The organism is Parafrankia elaeagni, from assembly GCF_000374165.1.
GTDB classification, from domain to species: domain Bacteria; phylum Actinomycetota; class Actinomycetes; order Frankiales; family Frankiaceae; genus Parafrankia; species Parafrankia elaeagni.
The window spans coordinates 102,518-117,525 of the sequence record NZ_KB893728.1; the positions used below are offsets into that span (position 1 = coordinate 102,518).

General features: G+C 71.5%; 9 protein-coding genes. 5 read left to right on the plus strand and 4 right to left on the minus strand.

Features of this window, described 5'->3' with window-relative positions; all coding sequences use genetic code 11:
* Window positions 1-442 precede the first annotated feature (442 nt).
* Both B207_RS42585 and B207_RS0117035 read left to right on the plus strand, forming a co-directional pair.
* Window positions 443-2,173, plus strand: a complete 1,731-nt coding sequence (locus B207_RS42585) for a glucose 1-dehydrogenase (RefSeq protein ID WP_018637772.1) — start codon at window positions 443-445, stop codon at window positions 2,171-2,173.
* Between the two features lie 284 nt (window positions 2,174-2,457).
* Window positions 2,458-4,035 carry an ABC transporter substrate-binding protein gene (locus tag B207_RS0117035; RefSeq protein WP_051102562.1) on the plus strand — a complete coding sequence of 526 codons (1,578 nt, stop codon included), beginning with the start codon at window positions 2,458-2,460 and terminating at the stop codon, window positions 4,033-4,035.
* 206 nt (window positions 4,036-4,241) lie between these two features.
* On the opposite strand, the gene B207_RS0117040 is transcribed toward B207_RS0117035, so the two are convergent.
* The 3 genes from B207_RS0117040 to B207_RS0117050 all read right to left on the minus strand — a co-directional run bounded on the left by B207_RS0117040 (window position 4,242) and on the right by B207_RS0117050 (window position 9,331).
* Window positions 4,242-5,282, minus strand: a complete 1,041-nt coding sequence (locus tag B207_RS0117040; protein WP_018637774.1) for an NAD(P)-dependent oxidoreductase — start codon at window positions 5,280-5,282, stop codon at window positions 4,242-4,244.
* Window positions 5,283-5,428: 146 nt separating this feature from the next.
* A complete protein-coding gene (htpG, locus tag B207_RS0117045) occupies window positions 5,429-7,348 on the minus strand; it encodes a molecular chaperone HtpG (protein ID WP_018637775.1) in 1,920 nt (639 codons plus the stop codon).
* A gap of 330 nt (window positions 7,349-7,678) precedes the next feature.
* A complete protein-coding gene (locus tag B207_RS0117050) occupies window positions 7,679-9,331 on the minus strand; it encodes an MFS transporter (protein ID WP_018637776.1) in 1,653 nt (550 codons plus the stop codon).
* 128 nt (window positions 9,332-9,459) lie between these two features.
* Here B207_RS0117050 and B207_RS34285 point away from each other — a divergent pair, with 128 nt between their 5' ends.
* Window positions 9,460-10,428 (plus strand): helix-turn-helix domain-containing protein, encoded by a 969-nt coding sequence (locus tag B207_RS34285; protein WP_018637777.1) that lies wholly within the window; start codon window positions 9,460-9,462, stop codon window positions 10,426-10,428.
* Between the two features lie 77 nt (window positions 10,429-10,505).
* On the opposite strand, the gene B207_RS34290 is transcribed toward B207_RS34285, so the two are convergent.
* Complete coding sequence (locus B207_RS34290) at window positions 10,506-11,639, minus strand: prephenate dehydratase (protein WP_018637778.1); 1,134 nt, start codon at window positions 11,637-11,639, stop codon at window positions 10,506-10,508.
* Window positions 11,640-12,718: 1,079 nt separating this feature from the next.
* Here B207_RS34290 and B207_RS0117065 point away from each other — a divergent pair.
* Window positions 12,719-13,447: a DUF4184 family protein gene (locus B207_RS0117065; RefSeq protein WP_018637779.1), complete on the plus strand. Its 729-nt coding sequence runs from the start codon at window positions 12,719-12,721 to the stop codon at window positions 13,445-13,447.
* Between the two features lie 238 nt (window positions 13,448-13,685).
* Window positions 13,686-15,005, plus strand: a complete 1,320-nt coding sequence (locus tag B207_RS0117070; RefSeq protein ID WP_084692185.1) for a class I SAM-dependent methyltransferase — start codon at window positions 13,686-13,688, stop codon at window positions 15,003-15,005.
* Window positions 15,006-15,008 lie beyond the last annotated feature (3 nt).

The window sequence follows — 15,008 nt, forward strand, 5'->3', positions numbered from 1 at the left end:
GGGCACTGGATGCTTGCTGAGCTGCCCGTTCTCGTCTACGTTGACGTCATGTTCTCCTAACATTGACGTCGACGCCAGGCAGAACCACGACGAGAACAGAACCACGACGAGAACAGAACACGACGAGAACAGAACACGACGAGAACAGAACACGACGAGAACGGCGCCACGACGAGAACGGCAGCACGAGGGGGACCACGACCAGACAGAACCATCTCTGGCGCGATGTTCAGGAGCCGATGTGCGGGGGCGGGTACACGCCGGCCCTCGGGTTCCGGCCGCCCGATCTGTTTCGGAAGGCCTAGGCATGGCCGGGTTTCCCGAATGCTTTTTCCGGGATGGCGGGCCACAGGTACCCCGCGGCACGCGAGTATCTTCACGTGCCGCTGCGAGAAGCAGTGCGCGGCCTTCACCGTAATGCCTTGACTCTCAGGAGCGCATCGTGATCACCACCTCCGAAGTCGACCCCAACGAATCGAACGTGCCGCGCTCGCGCCGAGGCGCCGAGACCAGGACGCGTCTCGTGAAGGCGGCGAAGTCGGTTTTCGAGGAGAAGGGCTTCCACGAGGCCCGGGTGGCGGACGTGGCCGAGCGTGCGGGCCTCTCCCACGGCTCCTTTTATCACTACTTCGATTCTAAAGACGAGATTTTCCGCGAGGTCGCGGCGACGATCGACACCGAGCTCAGCGCCGGAATGCGCATCATTCTCGACCGGGAGTCCACGGCGACCCCCCGGGAGCGACTCGCGGCGGCGATCCGGGTCCATTTCGAGGCCTACCGCGAAGAAGCGCGCATCATGAGTGTGATCGAACAGGTCGGGCGGCACGACGAGCGGATCCGCGAGCTGTGGGACGGCCTGTACTGGAACCACAACACCGACGTCGCGGCGTCGGTGGAGAACCTGCAGCGCCACGGACTGGCCGACCCCGACCTCGACCCGGTGGTGACGGCAGCGGCGTTGGGCGCGCTCACCTGGCGTTTCGCCGAGCAGTGGCTGGTGCAGGGCCACCCCGACCGCCAGTTCGACACCGCCCTCGAGCAGATCACCCGACTCTGTGCGAACGCGCTGTGCCTTCGTGACCCGGTTCGTCCACCGCGCGCCGGGCAGGCGCGGATGGCACCCTTCACGGAGTCGCTCGCCGAGCCCCGCACGGATGCGTCCACGGAGCGGCCCATGGTGCCGTCGGCCCCGGCCTCGGTGCCCTTACCCACCGCGCTGTCGGACCCGTTACCGGCGGCGCCCCCCACGCCCCCTCTGGACTCCACGCCCCCCCTGCCACCGCCCCCCACCTCGCCGCCAGCCGAGCCAGCGGCGCTACCAGCCCTCTCACCTGCGGTGCTGTCGGGCCCGTCCGGGCCGTCACCACGCACCGGCCGGCCGGCTGGCCGGAGGAGAAGGCTCTACGACCTGACCGGCCGGGTCGCGATCGTCACCGGCGGCGGGACCGGTATCGGCGCAGCCACCGCCCGGCTGCTTGCCGAGTACGGGGCCGACGTGGCCATCGCCGCGCGCACCGTCGCCGACCTGGAGCGGACCTCCGCCGAGGTCGAACAGGCGACCGGCCGACGCTGCCTGCCCATCCGCACCGACGTCAAGGTCGAGGACGATGTCGTCCGGCTGGTGGGAAGCACCGTCGACGAGCTCGGCCGCGTCGACATTCTGGTCAACAACGCCGGTGGAACCCGGATGGGCCCGCTGGCGACCCTGCCGACCAAGGGCTGGGACGCCAGTTTCGACCTCAACGTGCGTGCGGCGTACTTCTGCACCCGGGAGGTCGGCCGTCATCTGATCGCGCAGGGGTCGGGCGCGATCGTCAACATCTCCTCGGACGCGGGTCTGCACGGAGTGCGCGGCGGGGCGCACTACGCCTCGTCGAAAGCCGCGCTGCAGATGTTCACCTCGGTGGCCGCCGCCGAATGGGGACCCCACGGGATACGGGTCAACTGTCTCGCCGTCGGCCCGGTCGCCTCCGCGCGAGCCGTGGCCGCCTGGCAGTTGGCCGGTATCGACACCGCCGAGTTCAGTAGTTCCACGCCTCTCGGGCGCCCCGGGACCCCGGACGAGGTCGCCCAGGCGATTCTGTTCTTCGTGAGCGACGCCGCGTCCTATATCACCGGGCAGACCCTGGCCGTCGACGGCGGCCCCCATATGGGCGGGATCCGGGAGACGTGAGGCGGCCGCGTACTGCCGCCGGAGTCCGGGCGCGGCGCAGAAGGAAAGCGGGAACCGGATGTCGGCTGTGAAGAGGAAACCGCTGCTGAAGCGGCGCCCAGCCACCGCATCGAAAGCCTAGGATGCATCCGCGGTCGGGACGGCCGCGCGCGCCCCGCCCCGTCGAAACGGTGACCACCGCGGGTACCTCTCCCGCGCACAGTCCATAGTGAACGCACCAGATGAAATAAGCGCATCAAACGCACGGAAAGTACCGTCCAGAAAAACACCGAGAAAGGCAGAACATGATTCGGGTAAAGCGATTACTGGTCGCGACCGTCGTGTCCAGTATGGCGCTCGTTCTCGGCGCCTGCGGCGGCGGAGACGATGACACCGGCTCGCCCTCGTCGTCCTCAGCGGGCCCGACCGGCCAGCCGGTGGCCGGGGGTGAGGGCCGGATCCTGATGCTGAGCGACCCGCGCAGCCTGGATCCTGCCACCCTCGGTAACAACACCCCGATCACCGCGGTGCTGGGGAACGCCCTGTACGGAACCCTCATGGTCGGCGACGAGGCCGGAAAGATCAGCTACACGATGGCCGAGTCGTTCGAGACGACCGACCAGGGCAAGACCTTCACCCTCAAGCTGCGCCCGGACCTGGTGTTCTCCGACGGCACGCCGCTGGACGCCGAAGCCGTGAAGTTCAACTGGGACCGGACCAAGGACCCGGCGGTCGGCTCGTCCTACGTCGCCGAGGCGTCGATGATGCAGTCGACCGAGGTCGTCGACGAGACCACCCTCAAGGTCACGATGGTCAAGCCGGTGTCGGCGTACGCGCAGGCCATCCTCACCTCCTCGATGAACTGGATCGGCTCGCCGGCAGCGCTCCAGAAGGGCCAGGCGTCCTTCGACGAGAACCCGATCGGCGCCGGCCCGTTCACCCTCGACAACTGGACCCGCCAGGCGGACATCAGGCTGGTCAAGAACTCCCGCTACTGGGACGCGCCGAAGCCCTACCTCGACCGGCTCACCATCCGGTCGTCCCTCGACACCACCCAGCGCTACAACACGCTGGTCAGCGGCGGTGCCGACGTCGCCGTCGAAGCCGACTGGGTCAACCTGGACAAGGCCACCGAGGCCGGAATGACCAGTGACCTGATGCCGCTCAGCGGGGGCAACTTCCTTGCCCTGAACTCGCGCCGGGCGCCGTTCGACGACATCCGCGCCCGCCAGGCCCTCTCCGCGGCGCTCGACATGGAGGCGTTCAACCTCGCCGTCTACAACGGCACCGCGCAGGTGCCCGAGAAGCTGTTCGCCGAGTCGTCGCCGTTCTACGCGGACATCCCGCTGCGCAAGCCGGACAGGGCCCTCGCCCAGCGGCTGTTCGACGAGCTCGCCGCCGAGGGCAAGCCGGTGACGTTCGCCTTCTCCTCCTTCCCCACCAGCCAGAACCGGGCGATGGCGGAGAACGTCCAGGCGCAGCTGAGCAGCTTCGAGAACGTCAAGGTGGAGGTGAAGATCGTCGACTTCTCGCAGGTCGCGGCGCTGCGCACGACCTTCGACTTCGACGCGCTCGTCTCGTCGGCGTTCTTCCAGGACCCCGAGCCGCGGCTGTGGACGGCCTTCCACCAGGACTCGCTGGCGATCCTGCACGGCGTCAAGGACCAGGAACTCAGCGATGCGCTGGACGCCGGCCGGGTCGAGACGTCGGAGGCGGCACGCAAGGCCGCCTACGAAACCGTGCAGGAGCGCCTGTCCGAGCTGACCCCGGTCATCTTCCTGACCCGCTCCGCGGCTGGTGTGATCGCGAACGAGGACGTCGGTGGCGTCCGCCAGTACGGCGCCGGGTCGCTGCTGCCCGAGGAACTGTGGATCAAGAAGTAGTTCTCCGCCCGGAACCGGACGGGACGATCGCCCGCTCGCGGGGGCGAGGTGGGACGGCCGAGGTCTGACAAAGCCCGGCGGGCGCACGGCGCACGGCGCACACCGCGCCGTGCGCCCGTACGCGTCGGGCCCGACCCGGCCCGGTCATCCTCTGGCGGCACCGTTCCGGGAGCGTTCCGGCTCGACCGGCGGTGCTGGCGGGCGGCTCAGTAGCCGGCCGTGAGGTCGACTGTGCCGTGCAGCGGTTCGCCGGCGCGCCAGCGGCGCAGGTTGTCGACGAAGACCGCCAGTCCGGCGTTGAGCCCACCGGGCGCCGACCAGGACAGGTGCGGCGTGATCCGGACCCGCGGGTCGCGGCGCAGCGGATGATCGGCCGGCAGCGGCTCGGGATCGGTGACGTCCAGGCTGGCCCGGGTCACCGTCCCGGCCGCCAGCGCCCGGACCAGCGCGTCGGTGTCGACGACCCGGCCGCGGGCGACGTTCACCAGGTGCAGCCCGGGCCTGGCGACGGCGAACGCGGCGTCGTCGAGCAGGCGATCGGTCTCCGGGGTCAGCGGCGCGGCCACGACCAGGTGGTCCGCCGCGCCGAGCAGCTCCGGCAGGGTCCGCACGACGGTCACCTCCGGCACGTCGGCGGGGCGGCCGCTGCGCCGCAGCGCCAGCTGGCGTGTCCCGAACCCGTGCAGCCGGGGGGCCAGCTCCCGGGCGATGGAGCCGAAGCCGAGCAGCCCGACTGTCCGGCCGACGAGCGAGCCGAGCGGCTCGGTGTAGAACGGCTCGTTCGTCTCGGCCTCCCAGATGTCGGGCATCCGCTTCTCGGCGGCCAGCAGCAGGCCGACGGTCAGCTCGGCGATCGCCGCGCTGTTCGCGCCGCGGCCGCAGGTCACCGTGCGGCCGGCCAGACGATCGAGGGGGAAGCCGTCGACCCCGGCGGACACGAAGTGCACCCACTGCGCCCGCTCGACCGCGGCCAGCACGGCCGGCGGACAGCCCTTCAGCGACCAGGGCATGACGAGCGTCATCACCGGCCCCGCCCCACTCGTCACCGGCGGCAGGGGATCGCCGTCGAGGACGTCCACGATCTGCGCCTCGGCGCCGACCAGCGCGCGGAGCTGTCCGACGAACTTGCCCGGGAGCACTGCCGCGACCACGGCGGGCCCGAGCGGGGCCGCTGCGGAGGCGGTGCGTGCCCCCGGGCGGAGGTCCGCGGAGGTGGTGGGCGGCGGGGTGGGCGAGATGATCGTCATGTGTCGCGGGCTCCCGGAGGTCGGTCGGCGGTCAGCGCTGCGATGCGGCCTCGGACGCCGGTAACGGTAACCGACCCGCCGCACCGTCTCGATCTCGTGCCGGCGTCCGGGCCCGAGGACCCGACGACGCGGGCCCGCCGCCGCGGCTACAGCGCGTTGGCCAGTCGGTCGGCGAGCAGGCGGGTGAAGCGGGACGGGTCGCGCAGCTCGCCGCCCTCGGCGAGCACCGCCATGCCGTACAGCAGCTCCGCGGTGCCGGCGAGCACGTCGGCGTCGGCCTCGGCGCCCTGCTCGTGCGCCTTGCGCAGCCCGGTCACCAGGGGGTGCGTCGGGTTGAGCTCCAGGATGCGCTTCTGCCGCGGAACGTCCTGCCCCATGGCGCGGTACATCTTCTCCAGGGTCGGCGTCATGTCATGGGTGTCCCCGACGACGCAGGCGGGGGAGGTCGTCAGGCGGGTGGACAGGCGGACCTCGCGGACCTCCTCGCGCAGGCTCTCGGCCATCCAGGACAGCAGGGCGCTGAAGTCCTGTTCCCGCTGCTCCCGCTCGGCGTCGGTGCTCTGCTCCTCCTCCTCGCCCCCGAGGTCGACCTGGCCCTTGGCGATCGACTGCAGCGGCCGGCCGTCGTAGCGGGCGACCCGCTCGACCCAGACCTCGTCGACCGGGTCGGTCAGGATCAGCACCTCGTAACCCCTGGCCTGGAACGCCTCGATGTGCGGGGAGTTCTCGACCAGCGACCGCGACTCACCGGTCATGTAGTAGATGTCGCTCTGGCCGTCCTTCATACGCTCGACGTACTGGCGCAGGGTCGTCGGCTCGGCGGCGTCGTGCGTGGAGGCGAGGGAGAGCAGGTCCAGGATCGACTCCTGGTTGTCGGCATCGTCGAGGAGCCCCTCCTTGAGGACCGAGCCGAACTCCTTCCAGAACGTCCGGTAACGCTCGGCGTCGTTCTCCTGCAGGGTGCTCAGCGTGCTGAGTACCTTCTTGACGAGGCGGCGTCGGACGAGCTGGATCTGGCGGTCCCGCTGCAGGATCTCCCGCGAGATGTTCAGCGACAGATCGTGTGCGTCAACCACGCCCTTGACGAAACGCAGGTAGTTCGGCATGAGCGCCTGGCAGTCGTCCATGATGAACACGCGCTTGACGTAGAGCTGGATCCCGCGGCGGGCACCCTGCGTGAACAGGTCGAACGGGGCGTGGGCGGGCAGGAAGAGCAGGGCCTCGTACTCGAAGACCCCCTCGCCCTTCATGTGGATGATCTCGAGTGGGTCGGTCCAGTCGTGGCTGAGGTGCCGGTAGAGCTCGTGGTACTCGGCCTTGTCGACCTCGTTGCGCGGACGGGCCCACAGTGCCTTCATCGAGTTCAGGGTCTGGACGTCGGTGCTGGTCGCACCGTCCTCACCGGTGGTCTCGACGGCCATGCGGATCGGCCAGGCGATGAAGTCGGAGTACCGCTTGACGATCTCGCGGATCTTGCGCTCGTCGGTGTAGTCGAAGAGGTGGTCCTCGTCGTCCACCGGCTTGAGGTGCACGGTGACCGAGGTACCCTGCGGGGCGTCGTCGACCGTCTCGATGACATAGGTGCCCTCGCCCGCCGACTCCCAACGGGTGCCGTCGGTCTGCCCGGCCCGGCGGGTGAGCAGCGTGACGGTGTCGGCCACCATGAACGTGGCGTAGAAACCGACGCCGAACTGCCCGATGAGCTCGTTCGCGGGTGTTGCGTCCTTCGACTCCCGCAGCTTGCGCAGCAGCTCCGCCGTGCCTGACTTGGCGATCGTGCCGATGAGGCTGACGACGTCGTCCCGGGACATGCCGATGCCGTTGTCCCGCACGGTCAGGGTGCGCTTCTCCCGGTCGACCTCGATCGCGATGTGCAGATCGGACGTGTCGAGGCCGTGATCACCGTCGACCAGCGACTCGAGCCGCGCCTTGTCGAGGGCGTCCGAGGCGTTGGAGATCAGCTCGCGGAGAAAGACATCCTTGTCGGAGTAGATCGAGTGGACCATCAGCTGCAGAAGCTGGCGCGCCTCGGCCTGGAACTCCAGCGTCTCGATCCGGTTGCTCACGAAAGCTCCTCCATCGGAAAGGGCATACGCCGACATGACGTCGGGGGTGATGACACGGCCCGGGCCCGCGCCGGACCAGCTGCGCCGCCGCCTGCCGCCGCCTGCCGGCTCGTGAACGCGCCGGGACGCGCCGGGCGGCCGCGCTGCCCGGTGACCACGAACTAATGCCGTGACCGACAGGGCCCGCGGCGGCTCACGGTCACTGGGTACATGCCGGAAATCATAGGGGTCCGCACCGACACATCGGGCCCGTGCCCGGAGGATTCCACAGCGAGACCCGCGCGCCGGCCGCCGGGGGAGCGGCCGGCGCGCGGGCGTCGACGAGGTCGGTCAGACCGGAGAGTCGGCACCCGCGCCGGCACCCGCGCCGACTCCGGCCGCGGAACGTGCCGTCCGCCCGAGGAGGACCACGGCGACGACCAGCCCGGCCGCGACGGTGGCCGCGCCGTCGGCGCACAGGGCGATCCGGATGCCGTCGAGCATCGCGCCGTCGGCGGCGGTGCCGGGAGATCCGGTGCCGTCGGCGGTGACGACCGCGTTCACGATCGCGCTGACCACCGGGATGCCGACCGTGAGGGCGACCTGCTGCGTCATGGTCGCGAGGCCGGTGGCCAGGCCCTGCTCGTCGTCGGGCAGGCCGGTCGTCCCCGTCACCAGGTAGCCGACGATGCCCAGGGCGTGCCCGAAGAAGCCGACCACCGAGGCGATCAGCACCAGGGTGAGCGAGGAGCGATCGAGGTCGACGAGCGCCAGCGCCGCGGCCGACGAGCCCTGGAGGAGCAGGGCGGCGACGAGCGCCGTCGGTGGGCTGATCCGGCTCAGGATCCGCGGGGCGACCAGGCCGGCGGCGAACGCCGCGGCTCCCGGCAGTCCGAAGATCAGCCCGGTGGTCAGTGCGGAGTAGCCGAGGAGCTGCTGCAGGTAGAGCGTCAGCAGGAAGACGAGCGAGCTGCCCATCGCGAAGATGACGAACCCGCCGGCGTTCGCGCCCGCGACCGTGCGTCGGCGCAGCACGGAGAGGGACGCCAGCGGGTGCGAGCTGGTCGCCTCGATGCGCCAGAACGCGACCAGCAGCGCCGCCCCCAGCACGATCGTGATCCACACGACGGGTCGGCTCCAGCCGTCCTCGCCACCGGTGGAGATCCCGTAGATGAAGGCCACCAGGCCGGCGGTGACGGTCAGCGCCCCCGGGACGTCCAGCCGCCCGCCCCGCTCACCGCGTCCGCCGGGGACGACCCTCGGGGCGGTGACCAGGATCGCGACCGCGATCGGCACGTTCAGCAGAAACGACCAGCGCCAGCTGAGGAACTCCGTCAGCAGGCCACCGATGAGGGCACCGACGGTGAAGCCGGCCGGCAGGAGGGCGCCGTTGAGCCCGAGCGCCCGCCGGCGGGCCGGTCCCTCCGGGAACATGGTCACCAGCAGGGACAACGCGGCCGGCGTGGCGATCGCGGCGGCCATTCCCTGGCCCACGCGGGCGACGAGCAGCACCGCCGGCGTCGTGGCGAGGCCACCGACCAGCGAGGCGACGATCAGCAGGGCCAGCCCGGCCAGGAACATCCGGCGCCGACCGGCGATGTCGGCCACTCGGGCGAACAGCAGCGTGAAACCGGCGGACGGCAGTGCGAAGGCGGTGACGATCCACTGCAGGTTGCCCTCGGAGATCCCGACGCCGGATCCGATGGACGGCAGCGCGACGTTCAGGATCGAGAAGTCGACCGCGAGCATGAACTGGGTTCCGAGCAGGAGCAGGAGCCCGAGGCGTTCCCGGCCGGTGAAACCGCCAGGGCCGCCAGGGCCGCCAGGGCTGGCGGGGCCGGCGGGGGGCCGCCCGTCGACCGGGCTGCCGGGCGCAGCGCGGGACGGGCCCCTGGGCGGGTCGGCGGCATCGCCCGGATGCGCCTGGGGGCGCGGCTGCGCGGTGCCGCGCCCGGCCTGCGCCGGCACGGCGACGGGATCGGCTGCGGCGGTGGTGTCGGTCATGCGGCTGACGATCGGGGCGCGCGCGTCGGGTAGCCACCGCCCTGCTGAGGCCCTCCACCGCGGGGGTAGCCCTGGCAGGGTGACCTTCGCCGCACGGAGATGTCGGTGGTCGGAGCGAGAATGCTGGCATGACCGAGCTTGGCGAGTTCCTCCGTTCCCGCCGCGACCGGCTCGCGCCCGCCGACGCCGGCCTCGTCCGGCCTGGTGAGCGGCGGCGGGTGCCCGGCCTGCGCCGCGAGGAGCTCGCCCAGCTCGCCGGCGTGAGCGTGACCTACTACGCCCGCCTCGAGCAGGGGCAGAGCCGCAACGCCTCCGACGCGGTGCTCGACTCGCTCGCCCGGGTGCTCCGGCTCAGCGACGACGAGCACGCCCACCTGCGCAGCCTTGCCCGCCCGGAGCGGTCGGCCCGCCGCGGCCGCCGGCCCGAGCGGGTCCGCCACGGTGTCCGGCTGCTGATCGGGTCGGTGCGCGACTCGCCGGCCCTCGTCGTCGGCCGCCGCACCGACGTTCTCGCCTGGAACCAGCTCGGGCATGCGTTGTTCGCCCCGCACCTGGCCTTCGACGCGCCGGACCGGTGCGCCGCCCGCCCGAACATGGCCCGGCTGATCATGCTCGACGCGCATACCCGCGACCTGTACGTGCACTGGCGCCGCAAGGTCGAGGATGTGGTCGGCTACCTGCGGCTGGCCTCCGGCCAGTACCCGGAGGACGAGCAGCTCACCACCCTGATCGGTGAGCTGTGTGTGAAGAGCGAGGAGTTCGCGTCGGGCTGGGCCCGCCACCCCGTCCGCGACTGCACCAGCTCCGTGCGGGCCTACCGCCATCCGCTGGTTGGTGACCTGACCCTGCACGAGGAGACGATGCGCCTGCCGGACGACCCCGGCCAGCGGGTCAGCGTCCTGTCGGCGGAGCCGCAGTCACCCACGGCCGAGCGCCTCGCGCTGCTCGCGAGCCTGGGCGCACCGCCCGTCCGCCCGCAGAGCTCCCTCCCAGCGCCGCGTGAGCCGGTGGGTCCGGCCCGCCCGCAGGCCGGGCACATCGAATGCGGCGGTGCCGGTCTGGCCGGCCCGCGGTACCCGGGTGAGGAGGTGCCGTGACCGCGCCCGTGGTGGCGATGGGCGGCGGCTCGGCCGCGCGTTCGCCGTGTCCGTCACGGCTGCCGCACTCTGGCTGATCAGTCGCTGCCTCTCCTTCCCGAGGAGGGATGGGTGGTGAGCCGTCCGGCGGATCCGGCGGGACGGGCCTGGTCGTACGGGGTCCGTGATCCGGGGATCCGCCCCGGCCGGGGCGGACGGGAGCGGGGCAGCACCCCGAGCACCGTCACGCCGACACCCCGGGTGCGCAAAGCACGCACCATGGTCGCCAGCGGTGCGTCGGCGATGTCACCGGTGCACTCGACCAGGAGGTAGTGCGATCCCAGCGCTGTTCCAGTCGGCCGGGACTCGAACCGCAGCAGTCGCGTTCCCGCGTCGGCAAGCGGGGTGAGCAGATCCCACAGCGAACCGTCGCCGTGGTGGGCCGGGACGCATGCCAGCAGCGTGCGGGCCGACGGGGCGCCGCTGCGGTCCGGGCTCGGCCCCGGCCCGGTCCGGCCCCGCGGGGACGGCCCACAGCCCACCACGACGAACCGCGTCTCCGCGCCGGGCACGTCGTCGATGTCGACCGCGAGTTCGACGACACCAGGGACCAGCGCACCGGCGGCGCCGGCCCCGACGGCGGCCGTCCGTCCCGAAAGGTCCGCGACGACCCGGCTGAGCCCGGCGGCCGTGGAGTCCACCGGCACTGCCAGCGCGCCGGGCGCGTGCCGGCTGAGCCAGCCGCGGCACTGGCTCAGCGCGTGGGGATGGGAGACCACGGTGGTCAGGGTGGCCAGGTCGGTCGCGGGCCGGCCGAACAGGTGCAGGCGAACGGTCAGCGCGAGGTCGCGGCGCAGTGTCAGGCCCTGGCCTGCGCCGGCCAGCTGGACCAGGGTGTCGACGGTGCCGCCCACCAGGCCTGCCGCCGAGTTCTCCCACGGGACGATGCCTTCGGCGACCACACCCTGGGCGACCGCGTCCAGTACCCGGTCGCCGGACGACAGCGGCACGTGGGGCCTGCGGGCCAGCTCGGGGTCCCGCAACAGGGCCAGATGGGTGAAGGTGCCAGCGGGACCGAGATAGCCGACCGAGCCGGCATCGTCGGCGGCGGTCGGTTCGTCGGTGGCTGGTTCGGCGTCGGCGTCGGCGGCGGTCGGTTCGGGGCTGGGCTCAGCGCCCGTCCAGCGATCTGTCCAGTTCGGTCCGGAGGATTGTCTGGAAGCGAGCGACATGCTGCGGTCCCATCAGTGTCTGGAGCTCGCCGGAACATCCACATAGCGGTTTCCCCGCCGGGTGAACCCGTCCTGTTTCCGGAGCTGGTCGGGCGGCCCGTCCTCCTTGGTTCCGGCCAATGGGATCGCGTAGAAGACGGTGAGCGCCCCGACGTTCCCGGAAGGTTCGTAGAATGCCCTGTCGTGAGCAGCGACTGGGCAGGGGACACCCACACGGTGAACCCGGCAAGATCAAGCTCGAGTGCGGCCATCCGACCCTCGAGGGCGTGGAGACAGGAGCCTGCAGCTGCTCGTCGAGGCGCGGTGGACGCAGCTGGGCGAGGAGTTCCGCTGCTGTTCCCCGGTGATGAGCGACAGAGGAGAAGCGAGATCGACGCGGACAGGGACAGTGGATCCATGCGCATGTGACGCCACCCGGATACCGGATTCCGGGGTGCTGCGTCAGATCGGAATGTGCAACCATGGCGGCCGCCTGCGGTGACATAGTCCTGCGGCGGATGGCGGGCGCATGATTTCTGGTGCGCTGGTGGCGTGAACGGAAGGTTGCTTCGCCCTCGACCGGGATGGGGAAGGGGTTTTGTCGCATCTCAGGTGTCGTTCGGCCGCACTGTGATCGACCGCTTCGTCCGAAGGATAGGCGTGTGTCCGCGCTCATGGGAAGAAGCCCGCCATGGTGACGGAAGCCACATGTGGTCCGCCGGGTTTCTGCTCTCCGGGTCTGGTAAAGAGTGTGGATGCCCGCGGCCGGGATGCTTTTGTGGTGGACCGGTCGCCGTAGCGCCTGCCGGTTTTCGGCCAGGCGGTCGACGTCGTGCCAGGAAGAGGCGGCGGGCGGACCCGGAATTCAAGATGCCGGAATGTGGCCAGCGCCGGTCACGGCACTGGATCGCAGCCGCCTTGGCAACCGCGTCCAACGTCGCGGCCAGGGATTCGGTGGCCTTCTCCCGGAAACCGGTGAGCCGCGGGACGTGCGCGGACCTGGTCAGCTCGGCGTGTCAGAGGCCCAGCTCACCGAGCAGCCGGCCGAGTAACCCGCGGCCGGCTGCTCGGTGAGCTGGGCCGGACGGGAGCATGGTGGAATGCCCTTCACGCTCAGCCACCCGGCCGCGGTGCTGCCGCTGCGGCGCCTCGGCATGCCGATGAGCGCGATGGCCATCGGGTCGATGGTTCCGGACGTGCCGGTGTTCAGCGCGGACCCGGGCCTGTACAGGTTCACCCACAGCGCGCTCGGCATCGTGACCGCCGCGCCGGCCTTCACACTGGTTGCGCTCGCAGCGTGGTTCCTCCTGGCGCGGGACGCCCTGGTCGATCTCGCTCCGGATGCGATCCGGCGGCGGCTGGCGCCACGGGCGCGGCTGACGGGCCGGCAGTGGCTGTCGGCCCCCGCCGGTGCGGCGGTGGGGGCGGCGACCCACGTCGGGTGGGACGTCTTCACCCACAGCAACAGGTGGGGTGTCCGCCAGGTTGCCTGGCTAAGCGACCAGCACGGCCCCATGCCCGGTTACCGGTGGTTGCAGTACGGCTCCAGCGTCGTCGGGCTGGTGATCCTCGTGCTCGCCGTCGCGGCCTACCTGCGGGCACAGCCGGTCGGGCCGCGCCTACCGCGGCGGCACCCGCTGATGGCCGTGATTCTCCCGGCGGCCCTCGCGGCCGCCACTGCCGCCGGCGCCGCCGTGGCCCTGGCCCACGCACCGGACGGACTGCACGCAGCCGTGTTCCACGGCGCCGTCGCCTCCGTGACGACGGCGACGGTGGCGCTGGTGCTCGTCGCCAGCGGCTGGCGGCTCACGACGCGCCGCCCCGGCTGACGTCCGCGATGCGGCTGGCCGGAGTCCGGTGGCTGGCCATCAGCTGACTGCTTATCGGGCGAGACGAATACCCGATGAACAGGCGGTGATGCCGCGTTCGGGAGGGCGTGCGCCGGGTCATTCTGACTCCGGATGCGACGTTTTGTGGCGGGTTGCCCGCTCTGCGGCGCAGGCGGATCAGGGGTAGGACCCGCCGGGCTCAGCCGCGTAGGTGAAGCGAGAGGCTCAGGTGACAACGATGTCAACACCCGGGATGTCCCATGCCCGGGACCGCGCGGGTGAACTGTCCCGCGTCGCCGACTGGCAGCGGATCTACGACACCCTCTACGCGGCCGCAGGCACGGATGGCGACGACTTCACCGGCTGGACGAGCAGCTACGACGGAACGCCGATCCCGGTGGCGCAGATGCGGGAGTGGTGCGACACCACCGCGTCGCTGGTACTGAGCCTGCGCCCCCGTCGGGTGCTCGAGGTGGGTGTGGGCACCGGTCTGCTCCTGCGTCGGATCGCCCCGCAGGTGGAGCACTACCTGGGCATCGACCTGTCCGCCGTCGTGGTCGACGCTCTGCGTGCCCGCGTCGACGCCGACCCGGTACTGGCGAGCCGGACGACGGTGCGCTGCCTGGCGGCGCACGACCTGGGGGCGGTCGGGGCCGAGGTCGGGGCCGGGGCCGCCACGGCGGACCGCGGGCCGCTGTTCGACACCGTCATCCTGAACTCGGTGGTGCAGTACTTCCCCAGCCTGGACTACTTCCACGGTGTGCTCGGCGGGCTGCTTGACCTGGTGGCCCCGGGCGGCCGGATCTTTCTCGGGGACCTGCGCAACCCCCGGCTCGCCGACTGCCTGCGCACGGCGGTGGCGCTGCGCCGCGCCGCGCCGGGGTCCACCGGTACGCAGATCGCCCAGGCGGTGGCGACCGCCGCCGAGCGGGAGCGTGAACTGCTGATCGACCCCGACCTGATCACCCCGGCCGGCCTCCCACCGGTACTCGCGGACCGGATCGCCGCGGCGGACGTGCGGGTCAAGCGCGGACGAGCCGACAACGAGCTCACCCGCTACCGCTACGACGTGGTGCTGACCACCTGCCCGGCCCCGGCCGGCACCAGCCTCCGCGGAACAGCATCGGCTGGCGGCGGGGCGCTCCTGCCGCCGGCCGTGGAGGCCCCGGCTCTGGAATGGGGCTGGGAGGTCGACAGCCTCGACGAGCTTGCCGGACACCTGGCCGCGCACCGGCCGGACCGGCTGCGGGTACTGGGCGTTCCCCACGCCCGGCTGTTCCCGGAACTGGCGGCCATGCGCGCACTCGCCGCGGGTGCCGGTGCGGCGGCGGCCCGCGCCGTGCTCGACGACCCCCTGCCCAGGTCGGTCCCGGGAGTGGAGGACCTCGCCGCTCTCGGCGCGGCCCACGGCTACGACGTCGTCCCCACCTTCTCCCCCGACGGCGGCGACGGTGATCTCGATGTGCTCTTCCGGGCTGCCGCTTCCCCTGACCCCGACCATCGCTGGCCGACGAACGGGGTCGACGACCCCGCCGCGGACCGGCGGGCGAGGACCTGACCA